This window comes from Chryseobacterium sp. SSA4.19, assembly GCF_022601875.1.
GTDB lineage: Bacteria > Bacteroidota > Bacteroidia > Flavobacteriales > Weeksellaceae > Chryseobacterium.
In genome coordinates, this window is the sequence record NZ_JAKVIP010000007.1 from 41,890 (window position 1) to 62,963 (window position 21,074).

The following is a 21,074-nucleotide window of genomic DNA, read 5'->3' on the forward strand; positions in this document are numbered from 1 at the left end:
TAAAGATATATGAAGTTTTATCATCTTCTTGAAAAAATTGTTACTCATCCTGAAACCCATGCGAAATGGCTGAACACTCTTTCATTTATGGAAAATGCAGGAGCAAAAAAAATTTCGGCTTGTGAACATTCGGAAAAGGTTAGCCTGATCCAGCTGAAACATGCTGCGGAAGAACACCGGCATGCCTACTATCTTAAAAAACAGATACGGAAAATAAATCCGGACTTATGCAGTGGCTATCAGCAAGATGAACTTTTAGCAGCCTTTGCAACCCGTCAGTATCTCCATGCACTTGACATGAAAGCATGCCGGTACCTTCGGCGAAATTTTAGTCTGACAAAAGATGAACTTAAGTATGCAGCTTATCTTTTTGTAACCTATGCTATTGAAGTCCGGGCTGATGAATTATATCCTGTTTATCAGGAGGCCCTGACAAAAGCTGCATCAAAAATTATGGTCAGGTCAATTATTGTGGAAGAAGAAGGGCATTTGGAGGAAATGATTTGCCAGCTTGATGCGTTTTCAGAAGACTGGAAGATACATGCTGAAATAATAACATGTTTTGAAAAGCATCTCTATAAACAGTGGATCGAAGCCATAGTCGAAGAAGTTTTATCTGTTGATTATGCCTGATCTATCTCATTTTGATAAAGCTTTGGAAAGAAGAAAGCACGATGGAACACTGAGAAATATAGAACCACAATTGAATGGTGTGGATTTTTATTCCAATGACTATTTAGGCTTGGCTAAAAACAGGGAATTTCACAATATTCTCTTGGGAAAGATTATAAAAAATCCAACGCTTTTATCTGGAAGTACCGGATCCAGACTGATCAGCGGAAACTCCGATATTGTTATGGAAGCTGAACTTCATATTGCAAAAGAACACCGGTTTGAATCTGCTTTGCTTTTCAGTTCCGGTTACCAGGCAAATCTGGCTTTGTTTTCAACATTACCGACACGTCACCATACAATCATTGTTGATGAACAGGTACATCGGTCGGTGCATGACGGCTGTAGAATGTCACATGCTAAAAAATTAAAGTTCAGGCATAACGACTGCGGACATTTAGAGGATATTTTAAGACGGCAGAACGGACCCTGTTATATTGCTGTTGAAAGTCTATATTCAATGGACGGTGATCTTGCCCCGCTTCAGGAAATCGCTGGAGTTGCAGAAAAATACAACTCAGGACTGATTGTCGATGAAGCACATGCTTTCGGAGTGTTTGGATATGGTCTGGTTGACAGGCTTGATTTACAGGAAAAGGTTCTTGCGGTAACTGTAACCTACGGAAAAGCTCTCGGTGTGCATGGAGCAGCAATTCTTTCCCGGAATACGATGAAATCTTATCTTATTAATTTTGCTTCTCCTTTCATATACACGACTGCATCTCAGGACTTTTTATGGGAAAGTATAAAGGCAGGATATGACTTTTTGAGCAGGAACAGTTATCTGTCTGCTCAGCTTAAGGATAATATTAAGGTTTTCAGGAAACTGGAAATACAGACTTCTTCTTCAGAAAACAGTCCGGTTCAGGCTGTTGTTATTCCGGATTATGCCAGATTAAAAGATCTGCAGCAGATTTTATCAGAAAAAGGATTTTTAACATATGCTGTTTTTAGTCCGACGGTCAAAAAGGGAGCGGAGCGGTTAAGGATATGCCTTCACAGCTTTAATACAGAAGAAGAAATTACAGAACTGGCTGGAATAATTAAAGAATTTATCTGAGGCAGCCAGGTATTTTCTAAATGAAAGATTACGATACATAAAACATTTAATACAATGAAATTATTTGTGACCGGAATCGACACTGAAGTTGGCAAAACGGTTTGCTCGGCTGTTTTAACCCGGTACTTTAAAGCTGACTACTGGAAACCGGTTCAGTCAGGTGACCTGCTATTTTCGGATACCATGAAAGTCAGTAAATGGACGGAAAAGAATGTTTTCTGTCATCCGGAAACCTATTGTCTACAACTTGCGGCATCACCCCATCATTCAGCTTCTGAAGAAGGAATCCGGATTGATATTGAGGAGTTCAGTGTTCCGGATACTTCAAACCATTTAATCATAGAAGGGGCAGGTGGTTTACTGGTTCCGTTAAATGACAGGGACTGCATGATTGATCTGGTCAAAAAATTAGATGTCCCGGTCGCTTTAGTGGTCAGAAATTATTTAGGCTGCATCAACCACTCTTTGTTATCCGTTATGGCTTTGGGCGAAAAACAGATCCGGCTGGAATATCTGATTCTTAACGGAGATTTTCCTACTGAGACCCAGAATATTATTCTTAAGCATATTCCCGTTGGAACAAAAATTATCAGGATCCCTGAAATAAAAGACTTAACAAAAGAAAGTATAGATCATACCGTAACATTAATTAAAACAGAATACAATGAATTTAAATAAACAGGTAAGAAATAACTGGATAAAAGAAGAAATAGAAGAAATCTACAATCTTCCGCTCCTGGAATTAATCTATAAAGCAGCTACGGTTCACCGTGAATGGCATAATCCTGAAGAAGTTCAGCTGTCAACGCTGTTGTCAATAAAAACCGGCGGCTGTCCGGAAGATTGTTCGTACTGTGGACAGGCTGCCCGATACCATACCAATATTAAAGTTCAGGCATTACTTCCTACAGAACAGGTTATTGAGCATGCCCAAAGAGCAAAAGAAGGTGGCTCATCCCGTTTCTGTATGGCTGCAGCATGGCGGGAAGTGAGAAATAATCGTGATTTTGACCGGGTTATCGATATGGTGAAGGGTGTAAATGATCTTGGCATGGAGGTGTGCTGCACATTGGGAATGCTGACGGAAGAACAGGCCATCCGGCTTCAGGAAGCCGGTTTATATGCGTATAATCATAACCTGGATACTTCTGAACAGTATTATGAAGAAATTATTTCGACCAGAACTTTTGATCACCGGATCAATACCATTAACCATGTTCGTAAAGCCGGAATTACCGTATGTTCCGGAGGAATTATCGGACTTGGGGAAACTCATGCCGACAGGGTTTCTATGCTTTTAACATTAGCCAACATGCCAAAACATCCGGAATCCGTCCCGATCAATGCATTGGCAAGAGTACAGGGAACGCCGCTTGAACATCATGAGAAGACCGATACCTGGGAAATGGTACGAATGATTGCCACAGCAAGGATCATTATGCCTTCTTCTATGGTGCGCCTGAGCGCAGGAAGAATAGAAATGACTGAATTTGAACAGGGCTGGTGTTTTATGGCCGGAGCCAACTCTATCTTTACAGGTGAAAAAGAAACGCTGCTGGTCACTCCAAACCCGGGTGTTTCCGAAGATATGCAGATGCTTAATACGCTGGGGCTTAAACCTATGAAAAGAGAAAAAGCAGATTGCTCAACTGGTTGTTAAATTAATAGTGACTTATGATGAATTTACAGGAACGTGACAAAGCGGTGAACTGGCATCCGTATACGCAGATGAAAACGGCAGGAGAGGTCATTCCCATTGTGAATGGAAAAGGAATTTATCTTTACGATACATCAGGGAAAATGTATATTGATGCAGTTTCTTCCTGGTGGGTAACTCTGCATGGCCATGCTCATCCGTATATTGCCCGAAGGGTTTCCGAGCAGTTAAATACGCTGGAACAGGTTATTTTTGCAGGATTCACGCATGAACCTGCTGTTCAGCTGTCTGAAAATTTACTGAAGCTCCTGCCTGCAAACCAGGACAAAGCTTTTTATTCCGATAATGGTTCTACCGCTGTGGAAGTAGCACTGAAGATGTCCATACAGTATTCTCATAACCATGGAAAAGGCAAAAAGAAGATTCTGGCTTTTAAAAATGCCTATCACGGTGACACATTCGGAGCGATGTCAGTAAGTGGGAGAAGTGTATGGACCAGGCCTTTTGAAGAAATGCTTTTTGAAGTCGTGTATATCGATCCTCCACACGCCGGAAATCTTGAGAATATAAAATCCCAGGTCAAATCTGTTGCTGATGAAACCGTATGCTTTATCTATGAACCTCTGGTACAGGGAGCTGCGGGAATGCTCATGCATCATGCTGAAGACCTTTCTGCGCTGATGGCATTTTGCCGGCAGCAGGACATTCTGCTGATCCAGGATGAGGTATTTACAGGTTTCGGAAGAACGGGAACCCTTTTCGCAGCGGATCAGTTGTCAGAAAAACCGGATATTATGTGTTTTTCAAAGGGCCTGACCGGTGGAACCATGCCTATGGGAATTACAACCTGTTCTGCAGAAATTTTCAATGCGTTTCTGTCTGATGACCAGTACAAAACTTTATTTCACGGTCATTCATTTACGGCAAACCCGCTGGCCTGTACGGCCGCCCTTGCCAGTATGGAGCTGTTGCTTCAGGATCAGACGTTGATGAATATTCAGGAAATCATTGAAAAGCACTTATTATTTTCGCAGGTTTTACGCAAGCATCCGCAGGTTGAAAATGTACGGCAGGCGGGAACTATTTTAGCATGGGATTTTAAAACGGATGGAAAAACATCCTATTTCAATAATATTGGTAAAATTTTGTATGAAGAATTTATAAATCGGGGAATCATCATGCGGCCTTTAGGGAATGTAATGTATCTTGTGCCGCCATACTGTATCACATGTGAAGAGCTTTATTTTGTTTATCAGCATATTTCAGAGGTGCTTGATAAGTTGATGATGGATATGTAATCTCTGCATTAGCGGTTAAGCAAATTATTGAAACAGGAAAATAATCTTTTGGCCGTTATGAATCTTATCTATTGGCGTATTTTTTGAACACCAGTCCGTAAATCATCTTTATGATATCTACATTTCTTTTGCAGCTTGAATGGAAGGAATTCTTAATGGGGCAGGAAGAATGGCCGTTTCTTTTAGAAATCGTCCTGCGTACTTTCATTATGTTTTTAACAATCATCATTGGTCTTCGGATACTGGGAAAAAGAGGCGTAAAACAACTGTCCCTTTTTGAGTTGGTAGTTATTATAGGACTTGGTTCAGCAGCTGGAGACCCGATGTTCTATAAAGAGGTTGGGATCGCCTCTTCCATAATTGTTTTTATGGTCATTATTTTACTGTATAGTTTTGTGACCTATATGATCGGCAAAAGCCAGATTTTTGAAAAATTATTAGAAGGAAAATCAATTTGCCTCATTGAAGAAGGTGAGTTTTCTATTGAAAATTTTAAAAAAGAAAACTTGGGGAGCGACGAATTCTTTGCTGAATTAAGACTAAAAGGAATTTCACAGCTGGGTCAGATCGAAAGAGCCATTGAAGAAGTATCAGGAGAAATCAGTGTCTTTTACTTTGAAGACGAAAAGGTACAATACGGACTTCCCATTATGCCGGGCTCACTTGAAAATCCATTAAAATCCATTCATTCCAAAGGATTTTATTCATGTACCTTCTGTGGACATACCGAAGAGAAAAATATTGGAAATGCCGGAACCTGCTGCAAATGCAAAAAAGATAAATGGATAGAAGCGAGTAACAGGAAAAGGGTTACCTAAAAATAAAAGACCCCTTTTCAGGAGCCTAAAAAAACACAAATGATGAAAAAAAATTATTTCGGCACTAATATAGTCAATATTATTATATGTTAAGCATAGCATAATATATATTTATAAAATTTATTACCTCCGATTTTATATCATTAACTCAAGTGAATTAAAGAGGTTCATATGGAGAACAGAATAAAATTTTCTAATTCAGTATGGATCTGATGAATTATAATGTATCATTACCAATTCAAAAAAATCCCCTTCCGATTTCGGAAAGGGACACACCTAATATTAAGAAATTAAATCAGTCAATAAACATCGCTGCAATCGCCTGAGCAGCACTTCCCGTTAAAATTTCATCATACGCAGCAGAACCTGCTTCAGGCCCGAATGCTGTAGCTGCATTAAAATTCGGCAACTGCATCGTAAAATCTTCTCCTATATATACTTTATCATTTACGGCTGTCGGTATACCACCGCCGTCAGCCAGTTCAATCCATCCTTTATTGGCTCTCATCCTTCTCACCTGTGAGGCGTGTCTCGCTTCTACGGAATGGATCTGCAAAGCTGCCTGCAATACGGTTTTGTTAGCCATAACGTTGCCTGCCTGACCTTTATAAGCTCTTACACCAGTATCTTCAAATGCCTGGGCAAGTGTAAGAAACTGATCATAATCTGAAAAAGGGTCAAAGGCTCCGTCTGCTGTAAAATCGAAGTTGGGTTTTGCTGCGGGAATTACATTCAGTGAAGTCAGTGTACTTTTGAGGAAGGCAACATGCGCTGTTTCATGCTTTGAGATCTGCATAAAAACTGGCCGGTCAGTGCTGGGAATTAATCCTGCTGTACTCAATCCGATCGAATAATATTCATCTTCCAGATATTCAAGAGTCAATGCAAGCTGAAGAGCATCGGTTAATGCACTTTTATTCGTATTTCCCGTCTCATTTGCTGTAGTGGTCTGTGCCTTTGCTGTACTGGTTGTGGTCATTAATGCTCCTAATCCTAAAGGAATAGAGGAAACTGCTGCTTTTTTGCCGAATTCAGAAATGTGGGTGAGTGTTTCTAATCTGGATGATTCTTTTGTGAAGAATGTATCGTCAGAAAGCTTATCTAATAGTTTTAGAATGTTCATAATGTAAATTTTTGTGAGGTGATAAATTAACCGATTCCTTGTTCTTTCCAGGTAAACGGAGTTTTGAAAAATCCTCCTGCTGCTGTTACAACTTCCTTAGGTTCTTTTGCAAGGTCCAGTCCGTTGGAATTGATAACATCATCTCCTGAAAATGCTGCCGTTCCCGGACTAATCAGGTCTCTGATGGCTGCAGCATGCCGTGCTTCCACAGATACGATTTTCCCGGCAACAACCAGATAATCTGCATTTGTAATATATTTTCCGGCACCGTTATAGGCTGCTACGCCTGTGTCTTCCAATGCTTTTGCAGTAGCAAGCACAGAATCCCTGCTGTTGAAATTCACACCAGGATACTGAAATTCCATCGTTGGCAAAACATTGGAAGTTGCTCCGCTGATCGCTGCTTTGAAAAAATCCCTGTGAATGACCTCATGATGGTAAAGGTCTGTAAGAAGGGTTTTTTCAACACTGGAAATTCCGGAATAGAAATTATTGACCACTTTGGTATAGAAATCAGCTTCGAGCTGTTCCAGCGCATAGGCATAATTTAAAATACCTACATCACCTTTTCCAAGATCGAAAACGTTACTGTCAATAAATTCAAAATCACTGTCATTGCACCCAATCAGGGTAAGCCCGGCCATGGCCAACCCGACACCGCTTAATTTTAGGAAGTTTCTTCTGTTGGTATCCAACGTAGCTCCCTGGTTAGAAACCTGAATTGTTTTTTTCATAATATAATTTGTTTAAGTGTTATTTGTGCTGAATAATAAAAAACAGCATAAAATTTTTATGCTGTTTCATAACTTACAAACCATTACGGCATCAAAACCGTATCTATAACATGAATCACCCCATTTGACTGATTGACATCAGCAATGGTAACTTTAGCATCATTGCCTTTAACATCTTTTATGTATAAATCTTTTCCTTTTGTCCAGAACGTTAACTGTTCACCTTCCACAGTTTTCATCATTGCTTTTCCACCATTTGCATTTACGGCAGCCCAGATTTCTTTAGCACTAAATTTTCCCGGAAGCACGTGGTACGTTAAAATTTTAGTAAGCATTGCTTTATTTTCCGGTTTTACAAGACTTTCTACGGTTCCCTTAGGAAGTTTTGCGAAGGCTTCATCAGTAGGAGCGAGTACAGTAAAAGGCCCTTTACCCTGTAAAGTCTCTACTAAGCCTGCAGCTTTCACAGCGGCTACCAAAGTTTTATGATCTTTGGAATTAACTGCGTTTTCAATAATATTTTTAGAAGGGTACATGGCTGCGCCGCCTACCATAACCGTCTTTTCTTTTATTGTCTGTGCAGCTGCATTTCCACTGAATGCGAATGATAAAGCTACCATTCCTAACACTGCAATTTTTGATTTTGTATTCATTGTTTGATTTTTAATTTATTATTAATCTGAATTTCTTTTGTCGTTGTTATTATCTACGAGTGAATTTCTGATTCAGATTTAAAATCTTTGATTTAATTTTTAATCAATTATTAATCAGAAACATATTTTTAAAATTTAACTTATTTTTTTATTTTATTTTTATAAATTATTAATGATTAAGCTTTTTTATTGTCAATAATAAACAATTGTTTAATTTTAATGCTGTGTCTAAAAGTTAATTTATCATTCGGTATTGTTTTAATTTTTCATTATATTTGAAAAGAAAATTATTCGCTATTAAAACAAACTATTCGGAAGAGCAACTTATCGTTTTATTACAAGAGAAAAACGAAAATGGTTTTCATTATCTGTATGAACACTATTCAGGTGCATTATACGGTATCATTCTCCGGATCGTTCAGTCAAAAGATTACACCGAAGACATTATTCAGGATGTGTTTGTAAAAATTTGGAATTCTATCCATCAATATGATCCATCGAAAGGGAGGTTTTATACCTGGATGATCAATATTGCAAGAAATACCGCTATAGATTATTTAAAATCGAAAGGCTTCCAGAATGAGCTTAAAAACCAATCTATTCCCGATTTCGTATATAACTCTGCAGAACTTTCGACGACCCATGACGCATCAGATTTTATAGGATTTAGTAAAGTACTTGAAAATCTGGATACAGATAAAAAGGAACTTATTGACCTGGCATACTATCAGGGATACACCCAGAATGAAATATCCGAAAAGCTGAAAATTCCTCTGGGCACCGTTAAAACCAAGATGCGGAATGCACTGATGAAATTAAAGGATTTGTTAAAAGATTATCAATAAATTGAACACTAAAGAATACATATCATCCGGAATTATAGAATCTTATATTCTAGGTCTTGCTTCTCCAGAGGAGGCAGGCATTTTGGAGTGTGTGATAAAGAATAATGCTGAAGTAAAAGCTGCTTTCGAAGAGGCACAGAAAACAATGGAAGATCTTGCAACGGCTCAGGCTGTGGCACCTCCTGTTGATCTGAAATCAAAGATTTGGGACAAAATCCAGCAGGAACAGAATATTGAAGATCACCGTTCTTTATTTCCTGCAGCGAATATTTCTACAGCCAAACCTAGTGAAGATAAAAAAATAGAAAAGAACAGCAACTGGAAATCATATACAATTGCAGCATCAGTTCTGTTTCTGATCAGCATGGCGGGAAATTTATTTTGGATGAATACACAGTCTGAAATGAAAGACCAGCTGGCAGCCATGAAAACCGAAAAACAGTCTCAGGATCTGGCTATGCAGAAAATGAACAGGAAAATGGATATGTTTACCAATCCGGATATGAAGATGGTCATACTGAAAGGTGTTGAGAAGCATACGGATTCCAAAGCGATGGTTTTCTGGGATAAAAAAACAAAAGAAGTTTACCTGAACGCAGAAAGCCTCCCCGAAGCACCTAAAGGCATGCAGTACCAGCTTTGGGCTATTGCAGACGGAAAGCCGGTGAATGCAGGAATGTATACTGCTGACAAGGACAGCAGGATCGCCTTAGCAAATATACCGAATGCCCAGGCTTTTGCGATCACTCTTGAGAAACAAGGGGGAAGTCCGGTTCCAACCATGGAAAACATGTATGTGATGGGAGAAACCTAATCTGAATTGTAAAACAGAATATATCATATAAAGATCAGCAAAAGCTGGTCTTTTTTATTGTCGGACCTATTGATATTGGAGAATATGATATTCTTAACCAAAGTAAAATCCTTATCTTTAAGTTCATCAATCATTATTTTATGAAAAAACGAACAATTAAAAACACCGACCTTTCGGTGGCGCCGGTTAATTTTGGAGGGAATGTTTTCGGCTGGACACTGGAGGAGAAACAGTCATTTGATATTTTAGACCGGTTTACCCTTGAAGGTTTTAATTTTATAGATACTGCCGATACTTATTCCTGGTGGGTGAACGGAAAAGGCGGGCAATCTGAAGAAATCATCGGGAAATGGATGAAAAACCGCGGGAACAGGAATGACCTTGTCATTGCCACTAAAGTCGGTTCCGGAACAAAAGAACATGGTTTTGACATCAGCAGAAAGCACATCCTGAAGTCTGTTGACGAATCTTTACAACGCCTTCAGACTGATCACATCGATTTGTATTATACTCATTTTGATGACAATAAAACTCCTGTTGAAGAAACTTTATCCGCTTATGATGAAATTATAAAAGCCGGGAAAGTCCGTTATATTGGCGCTTCCAATCTTTCTCCTGAAAGGCTCAGAGAATCTTTTGAAGTTTCAGAGAAAAATAATCTTCCGAAATATGTGGCACTCCAGCCTCATTACAATTTAATGGAAAGAGAAAAATTTGAAACCCATTACGCTCCGTTTGTCGATGAATTCGACTTAAGTGTTTTTACATATTGGTCTTTGGCTTCAGGATTTTTAACAGGGAAGTACCGTGATGAAAATGATTTGTCTAAAAGCCAGCGTGGAGAAGGAGCAAGAAAATATTTAAATCCAAAAGGGTTGAAAGTCCTGCAGGCTTTAAATGAAATCAGTGGAGCTTATAACTCTGAACCTGCTGCAGTAGCATTGGCCTGGCTGTTAGCCAATCCTTTGGTTACAGCACCGATTGTAAGTGCAACCAACTCATCTCAACTGAAAACATTATCTGACGCTCCAAAATTGGAATTAGGTACTCAAGATATTGAGATTCTCAATACCGTAAGCCGATAATTATTTACCCATCAAAAAAGCCGTTCAAATACATTTGAGCGGCTTTTATTATTTAAAATCTGATATTTTTAATCAGAATATTCTTTCAGCAGCTGGCGGTAACTCATCAGAATAGTAGACTTTGAAATAAATCCGATAAATATATTCTGATCATTTACCACCGGTAAATTCCACACTCCGGTATCATCAAAAGTCTGAAGAATCTCCAACGGCTGATTTTCAGGATGGATGATGGCCGGCGGTGCTTTCATGATCTGAATGATCGTTGCCGATATTTTTTCTTCAGCAAACAGATATGGGCGGATATCATCCAAAGTTAAAATACCCCTTAACTTTTTATCATCATTCACCACGGCAAAGATATTTTTATTACCATTCTTCACCAGCCCGAATAAATCCGTGATCGGTGCATCCTCATCGATTACCTGCGAATAGCGGTCAATAAAATCTTCTGTTTTCAGTGAGAATAATAAATTTTTGTCATGCTTGCTCGTAAAGATTTTCCCCTGGTCTGCCAGTGATTTCAGTTCGGGTGAAATAGGTGAAAACCATTTTGCGATAAGATAAGATATAATAGCAACGATCATTAAAGGAATGAAAAGGTCATACCCAAAGCTCGACTCTGCAATCAGGAAAATAGCGGTTAACGGCGCATACATGACTCCGCTCATGGCACCTGCCATCCCGACCAGGACAAGATTGGTAACAGGAACTTCATCAAAACCGATTTGCTGGCATATTACTGCAAAAAGATATCCAACCGTTCCCCCTGCAAAAAGGGAAGGCGCAAAATTACCTCCGTTTCCTCCGCTGAAAATGGTAAAGGAGGTAGCAAAAGCTTTCAGCAAAAGAACAAGGATCAGGAAAATAATAATGGTAAAATTCTTAATTTCAAAATACCTGAAAAAGCTGTTTTCTATAATCGTATGGGTATTCCCGTTGGTAAAAGCTTTAACCGTGTCATATCCTTCACCGAATAAAGGCGGGAACAGAACACAAAGCATTGACAGAACAGCACCGCCGAACATCGCTTTTCTGAGTGGAGACATTTTTAATCCTTTAATAAAATGTTCAACTTTCTGAGAAATAACGACAAAATACCTGGCATACAGACCTGTAAAAATTCCCAATATGAAATAATACGGAAGGTTTTTATAATTAAATGCCTCTCTGGTGTAAAACCTGAAAAGAACATCTTCCTGAAGCAGAACTCTGGACAATAAACTTCCGCAGACCGCCGCTACGACAAGAGGAATGAAATCTGTAAAAACCACTCCGGTGAGCAGGATTTCGAAAGCAAACATAATTCCTGCAATAGGAGCGTTGAAAGCGGAAGCAATCCCTGCGGTAGCACCAGCGGCCAGCAATAGAGTACGCTCTTTATAGCTTAAACGGTAGGTCCGGGCATAATTGGAACCGATAGCTGCACCCGTAACGGCAATCGGACTTTCCAGTCCTGCAGAGCCTCCTAATCCTACCGTAATAGCGCTCTGGATAATCTGGGAATACATTTTTACTGAAGAAACAATACTTGAGTTCTGGGCAATTTCATAAAGAATAACCCCGATTCCTTTTCGGTCCTGTCCCTTAAATATGGACATAACGATCATAACCGTCAGTACAATCCCTAAAAAAGGAAAAATAATGTAAAATAAGATCTGATATTCAAAATGAACCTCTGTTGTAATGAAATGGTGGATATTATGAACCAGGGTTTTTAAAAGCACTCCTGCCAAACCTGCTGTGCAGCCCACCAAAATACCGGATAGCACAAGGAATTGACTCCTGCTCAGTCTGTTACTGAGCCAATGAAGAATAAGCTCATAGCTACGTGCCTTTTCAAGTCCGTATTTTTGAAAGTCCCTTTTAAACTTAAGAAAGCTGAGAAATTTTTTTTTATGATGAATATTCACCGATATGAATGTTTACACTGCAACCGAATTGTCACAGGTCTGTAAATTTATGAAATATATCATGAATATTAAAATTACTGATGCTCACTCGTTTCTCTTTTAGGTCTTAAGATTAAGCGTATCGAAGGGTTATTGGTAATAAACAATCTCAGCCAGTTAAAGGCCAGGCGCACTTTGCTCCTGAATGTAACAAGCGGAATAATATGAATGAACAGCCAGGTAAGCCATGCTGTAAAACCTTTGTATGAAAATTTAGGAAGATCAACTACAGCATCGAATTTTGAAATAATAGCCATGCTTCCTTTGTTATTATAAGTGAAAGGTTTCAGAACCTTTTCATCTTCAATCCGCTTCAGGTTTTCAGCTAAGTTTATTGCCTGCTGAATGGCTACCTGAGCTAATTGGGGATGTCCTTTTGGATATTTTTCTTCGGTAAGCTGTAATGAAATATCACCCAATGCATAAATATTTGCCGTATTTTGAACTTTATTGTATGCATCTACTAGCAATCTCCTTCCTTTCCCGATGCTTTCTTCAGGAATTCCCGGAACTTCCCGTCCGATTACGCCTGAAGTCCAGATCAATGTTTCTGTTTCAATGGTTTTACCGTCAGCCAGGATTACCTTTTTATCCATATAATCTTTTACAGCTACATTCAGCAGTATCTTTACGCCTAGTTTTTTAAGTCTCTCATAAGCTGCCTCCTGTGCCATTTTACTCATTGGAGATAGCAATGTAGGAAGAGCATCAATCAAATAAATGTTAGACAGACCGAGTTTTATCTCCGGATATTCTTTTTCTGCAATATAGGCTCCCATTTCTGCGATCATCCCTGCAAGCTCAACACCAGTCGGCCCTCCGCCTGCAATAACAATATTTTGCAGCTTCTGCGCTTCTTTTACGTTTTTATTACGTGCCGCTTCTTCAAGTGTCAGTAGCATGTGGTTTCTCAGATACAGCGCTTCATCAATAGTTTTCATGGATAATGCACATCTCTGTACATTGTCCATTCCAAAGAAATTGGTTTCAGTTCCCAATCCCAGAATAAGATAATCATAATTAATTGTTCCTGTATCAGTTTCAACAGTATTATGATCATGATTCACTTTTACCAGGCTCCCCATGTGGAAACTTACATTCTTATACTTTGAAATCATCTTCCGAAACGGATAACTGATATTGGATGCTTCAATGAACGAAGTGGCTACCTGATAAATAAGCGGCGGGAAAAAATGATAATTGTTTTTGTCAACCAAAGTAATACGGAACCGGTTGTCATTTACCATAGACTTAATAAGGTTGATCCCTGCGAATCCTCCGCCTATGATGACGATATGCTTTTTCATATATATGATATTGAAGTGGTGCTGTTAACGATTCAATAATAAAGCCAAATAAAGGTTTTGTGGTAGATTTATATTCAATGGAACTATCATAAATCTGAAGTTTAGAAAAATAATTTAAATATCAAATATTTATAAAAGCAAAAAATCAAATCGAGCAACATAACAGGCAGAAATTCCTGATAATAACTTCCCTGAAATCCAGTTCCCAAAAAAACTTTCCTTTTTTCTGAAGAATTAGTATGAAATGTTCATCGCGATGTGCGATGTGCCCTTCATGACGAGTTTCATCAATACCGATTATTTCGATACCGGTGGATTCGAGTTCATTTTTATGAAAAAGTATTTCGGTTTTTGCCATTTATGATCTTAAATCGGGGTAAAATTACAGAATATGATGATCTCATGGCAAGTCTGCATAATGTTTGTATCCTTCATAACAACCGAATCTTAAATATTATAATATGAACACAGACATTTTAAAAGAAAATCACAAGCTCGGACTGGGCGGCGTTGCCATAGGGACAGCATTTAAAGCACTTACGGATGAAGAATCTCATGACGTTTTGCAAAAAGCCTGGGACCTGGGAATCAGATATTATGATACTTCACCCTGGTATGGGCTGACTAAAAGCGAAAGAAGGTTTGGAAAGTTTCTTGCAGGTCAAAATAGGGATGAGTTTATTTTTTCTACGAAAGTAGGAAGGTTATTTACCGCTGTACCGGAAAATGAGGTGCCTCCGACCATGTGGCAGGATCCTTTATCTTTTGATTTTGAGCACAATTATACGGCTGATGCTGTTAAAAGATCGATTGAAGAAAGCCTTGAAAGGACGAAACTCAGCCATATTGATATTATATACGTACATGACCTGTCAGAAGACCAGGTCGGAGACCGTTATCCCTATTTTTTAAAGCAGGCAAGGGAAGGCGCATTTAAAGTTCTCTCGGAATTAAGGGACCAGGGTGTTATCAAAGCATGGGGAATGGGCGTTAATAAAATTGAACCTATTTTAGATTGTATTGAGGCTGCCGATCCGGACGTCTGCCTTTCCGCAACACAATATTCTATTCTTGAACATGAAGATGCGGTTGACCGATTGCTGCCTGCAGTAAAGAAGGCAGGAGTGAAACTTGTTTCCGGCGCTGGTTACAATTCAGGATTTATTAATGGCAGGCCAAGATATAATTATAAGGATGTAATCCCAAAAGGAATGATGGAGAAGCGTAATAAAATCACTGAGATCGCCAAAAGATATGAAATTGATATTGTAGATGCCGCTCTTCAGTTTGTACTGGCAGCTGATGAATTTGCTTCTATTATCCCTGGAGCAAGCACACCTGAGCAGGTAGAAGATAACGTAAATGCGTTACATAAAAATATTCCTTCAGACTTCTGGAAAGAATTGAAATCCGAGGGATTGATTTATGAAAAGGCCCAGACACCCGAATAATTTATAATTTATAAAGGTCTAATCTAACCTCTCGGTCTCTCTGAGAGGTTATTTTGTCAATAGGTAAAATGACGTGACGAATTACTAATGATCAATATTAAATAATATTAATGTTGATGAAGATTGTATCATCAAATCAATTATTTGAATTTTAAATATTTAAGTATACAGACAAAGGCTATAAAATAAGTTGATTTAATTTTTTTTTAAGGAAATATTAAATATTAAGTGATGTAATATTATTTGTGTGTTAACGCGTGGGATTGCACTTCATGATACTTTTGTGGTACAATTTGAAGTATAAAAAATGAAAAAAGTAATCTGTGCCATTGCATTAATATCTTTCAGTTTTGTTTTTTCACAGGAGACAAGCTCTAAGATTTTCGGAAGACTAAGGGGAACTGCCTCTGAGATGACCATAAAAGTAATCCATATTCCCACCAACAGTACATTCGAAACCAAAAGCAATAAGAACGGACAGTTCAGCCTTGATAACCTGCAGCCGGGCGGACCTTATTCCATTGAAGTCATCGATGGTAGCAAAGTGATCTATTCCAACAGCAATGTTCAGCTTTCTCTGGGAAATAATGATCTTCCGGTGGTAGAAATTGGTAACCATGAAAAAGTTATTGATGAAGTGAAACTCACGTCCAAAAGAACAACCGCGGCAAAATTTGGAGTGGGGATTAGCCAGGCACAGATTTCCGGCCTTCCGAATATCAACAGAGGAATCCAGGATGTTACCAAACTGGTTCCGCAAAGTGCCAATAATTCATTTAATGGAACCAATTTCCGGTATAATAACGTGACGATTGACGGTTCTATCAATAATGATGCGATCGGGTTTAGTCCGTCGTTAGGAGGACAGACAGGAACGTCGGGTATGCCGGGGAGCAGTACCCGTTCCAATTCCATCAGTCTGGATGCCATACAGGATGTACAGGTATATATTGCTCCCTATGATGTAAAATTAGGAAACTTTCTGGGTGGAAGCATTAACGCCGTAACAAGAAGCGGAAGTAATAATGTGGAAGGATCACTGTATATGTATGGCAGGAATGCTGCGATTACAGGAAGAAACAGGATAGGAGACAACTCAAAAATGCCGAATTCTTTTGAAGATTTTATATATGGCGGAAGAGTAGGACTGCCTGTAGTAAAAGATAAAATTTTCTTATTCAGTAATATTGAATATACGAAAAGAACAGACCCTGTTTTTTATAATGCAGGCGATCAGGGCGCACTGCTGAATACAGCCACTGCACAGCAGATTTCTGATTTTGTAAGAAATAAGTACAACTTTAATGTCGGAACATCTGATCAGTACAATAACTTTTCGGAAAGTGCCAAACTGTTTAATAAATTAGACTGGAAGATTAATGACCGGCATACCTTATCCATTAAGAACAATACGGTATTCTCACAGGCTTCCAATCTGGAAAGAGACGGTGCCAATTTCCGTTTTTCAGGGATGGATTTTATTCAGAAAAACAATGCCTCTACCACCACGCTGGAACTTAAAAGCCGCTTTAATGACCGCTGGAACAACAATCTGATCCTAGGCTACTCATCGATTCATGATTACAGGGACCCAAGCTCGCAGAATGCGATGTTTCCACAGGTGGAGATTGCCTACAGTGGAGGCACTATTTTATTGGGAAATGACAGGGAAGCTACGGTTTTCAATATGAAGCAGAAAACTTTTGAAATCACCGATAATCTTACTTATAAAACAGGGCATCATACCTTTTTATTGGGTACTCATAACGAATTATATAACATTGATTATGGGTTTGTCAACGCGCTAAACGGAAGGATCTCCTATAAAAGCTTAAATGATTTTTATAACGCCAACCCGGCAAGGATAAGAGGGACATACTCTTTAAACGGAGCCGACAGGCAGGATTTATTTGATAATCCTTATGCACAGTATAAGGTCAATTTATTATCGATGTACTTTCAGGATGAAATTAATTTAGGACGGCTGAGACTGACGCCGGGTGTCAGGGTTGATTACACGGATTTACCGAACAAACCTATTTTAAGCCAGAAAGTTAACAGCTCACCAGCAGATCCGAACTATGGACATACCTATGATTATACTCCTTTGAGCCAGCTTACAAACGATTATCTTAACAAACCTACCATTTCTCCGAGATTAGGATTTAATATTGATCTTACCCAAGACAGGTCCCTGGTAATGAGAGGAGGCTCAGGTGTATTTGTGGGAAGAATCCCTTTTGCGTGGCTGGGATATGCTTATTACAATGACGGCGTAGGTTTCGGAAGCTATGATTATAATGCTCCGACAGCCGCTCAGCTTGCAGCTAATGGAGATCCTTTAGTAAGCGGAAATTTCCCGAAATGGCAGAACTCTTCCAAAGTACAGGTCGATCTTATTGACAATAACTTTAAAATGCCGAGGGTCTGGAGAAGTTCATTGGCACTGGATTATACGGTTTCAGGCTATAAATTGACCCTGGAAGGAATTTATACCAAAGTATTATATGATTTAAAATTCCAGCAGGTAAATAAATCAGATAATCCAACGTATTTCAGTTATGATACCAATCATGAAATGCCTGTCTATTCTTCAAATATCAATAGTAATTTCTCCAATGCCTATATGCTTTCCAATACCAAAGAAGGCTACCGGTATAATCTGACGGCGCAGCTTGCTAAAGCTTACAATTTCGGGTTAAACTTTTTTGTAGCCTATACCTATGGAGATGCCAAAGATATCACGAACGGAATCAGAAATTCAATGGAAAGCAACTGGCAGATGAACCAGTCCCTGACACCGAATAATCCTCAACTTACCACTTCCAACTTTGCCATTAAAAACAGAGTGGTCGCTAATCTCGGGTATTCTTTAAATCTTTCCCAGTCTAACAGATTGTCTGCAAATGTGTATTTTAATGCCCAATCAGGGAATCCTTTTTCATGGGGATTTATAAACAGTACCATTGCTAACAGCGGACAGGCGGCAGGTTTAGCCTATATTTTTAAAGATGCGGCAGAAGCGGCTAAATATATCGCTCCGATAAAAGATGCTTCAGGAAATATTACGGTTTCGGCTGCACAGCAGATTGCGGATTATGAAAAATTCATCAACGGAAATGAATACCTAAGCAGCCGCAGAGGTAAATTCACGGAACGTAACGGAGACAACACACCATGGAACATCCAGGCTGATTTCAGAATTATGGATGAAATCCGCCTAAGTGAAAAATCAAAAAATACTCTTCAGATCTCTCTGAGTATCATTAATCTGACCAATTTATTGAACAAAGACTGGGGAAAAGTATATTTTGTACCCAATACATTCAATTCAACAGCAAGTGTTGGCCTAACGAAAGTGGGGAATATTGCTGCGGGGCAGCCATCAGCAGGAGATCCTGTCTATAATTTTACGACGCCGGGACTGCCTTATACCATAGATCAGTTCGCTTCAAGATTTCAGGCTCAGCTTGGACTGCGGTACAATTTTTAATGATAATTTTTCTTTTTATATATTCTTTCGATAGAAGCCCGGATTTAATTCAGGGCTTCTTTTCATAATATAACTATCAAGCTAGTTATATTTATTATATTTGTGGCTTGAAATTTTAAATACTTACTAATTATTCAATAAACATGAAAAAATTAATTACTGCATGCTCTTTGGCAGCCGGTTTATTCCTAACCTCGAATCTGATGAATGCACAGCAGAAAATAGGCCACGTTAATTCTGACGATATCTATACCAATCTCCCGGAAGCAAAAACAGCAGAAGCATCATTAGATACTTTTACAAAAACAAAGCAGAGTGAAATTGAAAAGATGATCGCTTCCTACCAAACTAAACTTAAAGCAGCTCAGGATAAGGAAAAAACAATCAGCGAAGCGAATAAAGAAACGGTAATTAAAGAATTAACGGCCGCACAGACTGAATTACAGACATTAGGTAAAGATATTGAAGCAGCCCGTACCAAGGCAGCTCAGGAGGTTTCTAAAAAACAGTCTGAACTTTTCACGCCGATCCAGAAAAAGGTAAGCGGAATGATTTCTACCGTAGCTAAAGAAAAAGGTCTTGCTTATGTATTTGATGTTGCCGCTTCCCAGGGAAACAGCGGACTGGCGTATACGGATGGTGGTGAAGATATTACGCCGGCTGTAAAATCAAAACTTGGCGCTACCGCTTCAAAACCTGCAGGCAAATAGTCTACTTAAAGAAGCATATTGTAAAATTATTGAGTGGGTATATTACCAGATCAATAATATATTGATAATCATATCCAATACGTAAAAAGCTGGAAACTAAGAATGTATATCTTCCCGTTTCCAGCTTTTATTTTTAAGTTTTACCTGTACCTAATCAAGAGGTCTTCTACCTGATATAAGATTGTAAAGAATGACAACAATTGCAATAACAAGCAATACGTGAACTAAATATCCTGTGCTCATTCCCGGAACAATACCAAGCATTCCTAAAAGCCATACTACAATGCAAATAACTGCTACTAACCATAATATACTTCTCATGACTAAAAAATTTTAATGTTGTTTGATTAGTCTTATACACATATTGTGCCTTTTTTTTGGAAACCCGATAAAACATGTACCACATAATGTAATATGAATGCTTTTTATCTAAAATATTTAAAATAAAATCAGAATATGCCAAAGTAAAGCAGAGCTTTTTCAATGCCGTGATGATCAACATCTTCTGTAATATAATCTGCAATTTCTTTTACGCGGTCATTCGCATTTCCCATAGCAATCCCTATTTTTGTACATTTTAACATCGATATATCATTCCCGCCATCACCAAAAGACATTGTTTCCGAAAGGTCTATTCCGAAATGCCTGCAGAAATATTCAATACCGGTCTGCTTGCTGATGCTCCCCGGATTGACATCGGCAAAGAGCGGAGTCCATCTGGAACTTACAGAATTGGGCATTACTTTTTCCATAAAAGATTTTTCATCATCAGGACCAAGAAAAATATTAGCCTGGAGCACATGATCTGTATCAATATGATTTTTATCGTGGACCGGCGGAACAGGAAGATTGATATGCGCATACATGCCGACAAGCTCGGGAGTCGCATCGTTAATCTCCACCTTATCTTCGTACATGAGGGAATAACTTAAAGGATGTTTTCTGGAATACATAATTAAATTTCTGATATCCGAGGGATCAATGGCTTCTTTAAACATAATTTCTCCTTCAGCGCTCATACAATATCCGCCGTTAAACGTAATGAACCCGTCAAAATCAATATGTTTGATATGTTCAAGAGAATTAATGGAACGTCCTGTTGCTACAATTACTTTAATGCCTTTTGCCCGCAGCTTTCTGATGGCGTTCTGCGTGGAGTCCGGTATGGAATTGGTTTTAAAACTAATCAGGGTCCCGTCAACATCAAAAAATACAGCTTTTATAGTGAGATCATGAATAGGTTCCATGTTTGAATTTGTCATTTGAATTTGTTCCAGCAAAAATACGGACAAAGTTTTATACCTTATCAACAGCTTTGTTTAAATTTATTTTTAATCCATTAATCCATTAATCAATAGTAATAATTATCATAACCCTTAAGATATAAGGTATAATTCTTGTA

Annotated in this window: 20 protein-coding genes; 12 read left to right on the top strand and 8 right to left on the bottom strand. The window is 38.6% G+C overall.

Going from position 1 to position 21,074, the window contains the following annotated elements; translation table 11 throughout:
• The first annotated feature begins 9 nt into the window (after nt 1–9).
• The 6 genes from MKJ01_RS06470 to MKJ01_RS06495 all read left to right on the top strand — a co-directional run bounded on the left by MKJ01_RS06470 (nt 10) and on the right by MKJ01_RS06495 (nt 5,505).
• Nucleotides 10–633, top strand: a complete 624-nt coding sequence (locus MKJ01_RS06470; protein WP_241612714.1) for a hypothetical protein — start codon at nt 10–12, stop codon at nt 631–633.
• On the top strand, nt 626–1,732 hold the full coding sequence (locus tag MKJ01_RS06475) for a pyridoxal phosphate-dependent aminotransferase family protein (RefSeq protein WP_241612716.1): 1,107 nt from the start codon (nt 626–628) through the stop codon (nt 1,730–1,732). Before MKJ01_RS06470 ends, MKJ01_RS06475 begins: the two co-directional genes overlap by 8 nt.
• 54 nt (nt 1,733–1,786) lie before the next feature.
• A complete protein-coding gene (gene bioD, locus MKJ01_RS06480; protein ID WP_241612718.1) occupies nt 1,787–2,410 on the top strand; it encodes a dethiobiotin synthase in 624 nt (207 codons plus the stop codon).
• Nucleotides 2,397–3,392, top strand: a complete 996-nt coding sequence (gene bioB, locus MKJ01_RS06485; protein WP_241612719.1) for a biotin synthase BioB — start codon at nt 2,397–2,399, stop codon at nt 3,390–3,392. The genes bioD and bioB overlap by 14 nt, the downstream gene beginning before the upstream one ends.
• Nucleotides 3,393–3,406: 14 nt before the next feature.
• On the top strand, nt 3,407–4,687 hold the full coding sequence (gene bioA / locus MKJ01_RS06490; RefSeq protein ID WP_241612721.1) for an adenosylmethionine--8-amino-7-oxononanoate transaminase: 1,281 nt from the start codon (nt 3,407–3,409) through the stop codon (nt 4,685–4,687).
• 110 nt (nt 4,688–4,797) lie between these two features.
• Entirely contained in the window at nt 4,798–5,505 is a 708-nt protein-coding gene (locus tag MKJ01_RS06495) for a DUF421 domain-containing protein (protein ID WP_241612723.1), read from the top strand.
• Nucleotides 5,506–5,800: 295 nt separating this feature from the next.
• Here the strand turns inward: MKJ01_RS06495 and MKJ01_RS06500 are convergent, their stop codons facing one another.
• The 3 genes from MKJ01_RS06500 to MKJ01_RS06510 all read right to left on the bottom strand — a co-directional run bounded on the left by MKJ01_RS06500 (nt 5,801) and on the right by MKJ01_RS06510 (nt 8,015).
• Nucleotides 5,801–6,628: a ferritin-like domain-containing protein gene (locus tag MKJ01_RS06500; RefSeq protein WP_241612725.1), complete on the bottom strand. Its 828-nt coding sequence runs from the start codon at nt 6,626–6,628 to the stop codon at nt 5,801–5,803.
• 26 nt (nt 6,629–6,654) lie between these two features.
• A complete protein-coding gene (locus MKJ01_RS06505) occupies nt 6,655–7,362 on the bottom strand; it encodes a ferritin-like domain-containing protein (RefSeq protein ID WP_241612727.1) in 708 nt (235 codons plus the stop codon).
• A gap of 83 nt (nt 7,363–7,445) precedes the next feature.
• Nucleotides 7,446–8,015, bottom strand: coding sequence for a fasciclin domain-containing protein (locus MKJ01_RS06510; protein ID WP_241632539.1), 570 nt, complete (start codon nt 8,013–8,015; stop codon nt 7,446–7,448).
• A 275-nt stretch (nt 8,016–8,290) separates the two neighbouring features.
• Here MKJ01_RS06510 and MKJ01_RS06515 point away from each other — a divergent pair, with 275 nt between their 5' ends.
• From MKJ01_RS06515 to MKJ01_RS06525, 3 genes are all read left to right on the top strand, one after another.
• The gene (locus MKJ01_RS06515) at nt 8,291–8,860 is read left to right on the top strand and encodes an RNA polymerase sigma factor (protein WP_241612729.1); all 570 of its coding nucleotides are present in this window, start codon (nt 8,291–8,293) and stop codon (nt 8,858–8,860) included.
• Nucleotide 8,861: 1 nt separating this feature from the next.
• Entirely contained in the window at nt 8,862–9,674 is an 813-nt protein-coding gene (locus MKJ01_RS06520; RefSeq protein ID WP_241612731.1) for an anti-sigma factor, read from the top strand.
• 140 nt (nt 9,675–9,814) lie between these two features.
• Nucleotides 9,815–10,759 (top strand): aldo/keto reductase, encoded by a 945-nt coding sequence (locus tag MKJ01_RS06525; protein WP_241612733.1) that lies wholly within the window; start codon nt 9,815–9,817, stop codon nt 10,757–10,759.
• 68 nt (nt 10,760–10,827) lie between these two features.
• Here the strand turns inward: MKJ01_RS06525 and MKJ01_RS06530 are convergent, their stop codons facing one another.
• The 3 genes from MKJ01_RS06530 to MKJ01_RS06540 form a co-directional block, all read right to left on the bottom strand.
• On the bottom strand, nt 10,828–12,672 hold the full coding sequence (locus tag MKJ01_RS06530) for a chloride channel protein (protein WP_241612735.1): 1,845 nt from the start codon (nt 12,670–12,672) through the stop codon (nt 10,828–10,830).
• 74 nt (nt 12,673–12,746) lie between these two features.
• Complete coding sequence (locus MKJ01_RS06535) at nt 12,747–14,018, bottom strand: NAD(P)/FAD-dependent oxidoreductase (protein ID WP_241612737.1); 1,272 nt, start codon at nt 14,016–14,018, stop codon at nt 12,747–12,749.
• A 145-nt stretch (nt 14,019–14,163) separates the two neighbouring features.
• Complete coding sequence (locus tag MKJ01_RS06540) at nt 14,164–14,376, bottom strand: hypothetical protein (RefSeq protein WP_241612739.1); 213 nt, start codon at nt 14,374–14,376, stop codon at nt 14,164–14,166.
• Nucleotides 14,377–14,479: 103 nt separating this feature from the next.
• On the opposite strand from MKJ01_RS06540, the gene MKJ01_RS06545 reads away from it, so the two are divergent.
• The 3 genes from MKJ01_RS06545 (at nt 14,480) to MKJ01_RS06555 (ending at nt 19,672) form a co-directional block, all read left to right on the top strand.
• Nucleotides 14,480–15,469, top strand: a complete 990-nt coding sequence (locus MKJ01_RS06545; RefSeq protein WP_241612740.1) for an aldo/keto reductase — start codon at nt 14,480–14,482, stop codon at nt 15,467–15,469.
• A 307-nt stretch (nt 15,470–15,776) separates the two neighbouring features.
• Nucleotides 15,777–18,962, top strand: a complete 3,186-nt coding sequence (locus MKJ01_RS06550) for a TonB-dependent receptor (protein WP_241612742.1) — start codon at nt 15,777–15,779, stop codon at nt 18,960–18,962.
• A 143-nt stretch (nt 18,963–19,105) separates the two neighbouring features.
• Nucleotides 19,106–19,672, top strand: a complete 567-nt coding sequence (locus MKJ01_RS06555) for an OmpH family outer membrane protein (RefSeq protein WP_241612744.1) — start codon at nt 19,106–19,108, stop codon at nt 19,670–19,672.
• A gap of 150 nt (nt 19,673–19,822) precedes the next feature.
• Here MKJ01_RS06555 and MKJ01_RS06560 read toward each other — a convergent pair whose 3' ends face one another.
• The gene (locus MKJ01_RS06560) at nt 19,823–19,993 is read right to left on the bottom strand and encodes a lmo0937 family membrane protein (RefSeq protein ID WP_241612746.1); all 171 of its coding nucleotides are present in this window, start codon (nt 19,991–19,993) and stop codon (nt 19,823–19,825) included.
• A 128-nt stretch (nt 19,994–20,121) separates the two neighbouring features.
• Nucleotides 20,122–20,919, bottom strand: a complete 798-nt coding sequence (locus tag MKJ01_RS06565) for a Cof-type HAD-IIB family hydrolase (RefSeq protein WP_241612748.1) — start codon at nt 20,917–20,919, stop codon at nt 20,122–20,124.
• Between the last annotated feature and the right edge of the window lie 155 nt (nt 20,920–21,074).

Bases quoted from the DNA above. Each gene is read 5' to 3' on its own strand.
- MKJ01_RS06500 (WP_241612725.1), bottom strand. From the start codon at position 6,628: ATGAACATTCTAAAACTATTAGATAAGCTTTCTGACGATACATTCTTC.
- MKJ01_RS06555 (WP_241612744.1), top strand. From the start codon at position 19,106: ATGAAAAAATTAATTACTGCATGCTCTTTGGCAGCCGGTTTATTCCTA.
- MKJ01_RS06495 (WP_241612723.1), top strand. From the start codon at position 4,798: ATGATATCTACATTTCTTTTGCAGCTTGAATGGAAGGAATTCTTAATG.
- bioA (WP_241612721.1), top strand. From the start codon at position 3,407: ATGATGAATTTACAGGAACGTGACAAAGCGGTGAACTGGCATCCGTAT.
- MKJ01_RS06525 (WP_241612733.1), top strand. From the start codon at position 9,815: ATGAAAAAACGAACAATTAAAAACACCGACCTTTCGGTGGCGCCGGTT.
- MKJ01_RS06505 (WP_241612727.1), bottom strand. From the start codon at position 7,362: ATGAAAAAAACAATTCAGGTTTCTAACCAGGGAGCTACGTTGGATACC.
- MKJ01_RS06475 (WP_241612716.1), top strand. From the start codon at position 626: ATGCCTGATCTATCTCATTTTGATAAAGCTTTGGAAAGAAGAAAGCAC.
- MKJ01_RS06540 (WP_241612739.1), bottom strand. From the start codon at position 14,376: ATGGCAAAAACCGAAATACTTTTTCATAAAAATGAACTCGAATCCACC.
- MKJ01_RS06565 (WP_241612748.1), bottom strand. From the start codon at position 20,919: ATGGAACCTATTCATGATCTCACTATAAAAGCTGTATTTTTTGATGTT.
- bioD (WP_241612718.1), top strand. From the start codon at position 1,787: ATGAAATTATTTGTGACCGGAATCGACACTGAAGTTGGCAAAACGGTT.
- MKJ01_RS06470 (WP_241612714.1), top strand. From the start codon at position 10: ATGAAGTTTTATCATCTTCTTGAAAAAATTGTTACTCATCCTGAAACC.
- MKJ01_RS06545 (WP_241612740.1), top strand. From the start codon at position 14,480: ATGAACACAGACATTTTAAAAGAAAATCACAAGCTCGGACTGGGCGGC.
- MKJ01_RS06560 (WP_241612746.1), bottom strand. From the start codon at position 19,993: ATGAGAAGTATATTATGGTTAGTAGCAGTTATTTGCATTGTAGTATGG.
- MKJ01_RS06535 (WP_241612737.1), bottom strand. From the start codon at position 14,018: ATGAAAAAGCATATCGTCATCATAGGCGGAGGATTCGCAGGGATCAAC.
- MKJ01_RS06510 (WP_241632539.1), bottom strand. From the start codon at position 8,015: ATGAATACAAAATCAAAAATTGCAGTGTTAGGAATGGTAGCTTTATCA.
- bioB (WP_241612719.1), top strand. From the start codon at position 2,397: ATGAATTTAAATAAACAGGTAAGAAATAACTGGATAAAAGAAGAAATA.
- MKJ01_RS06550 (WP_241612742.1), top strand. From the start codon at position 15,777: ATGAAAAAAGTAATCTGTGCCATTGCATTAATATCTTTCAGTTTTGTT.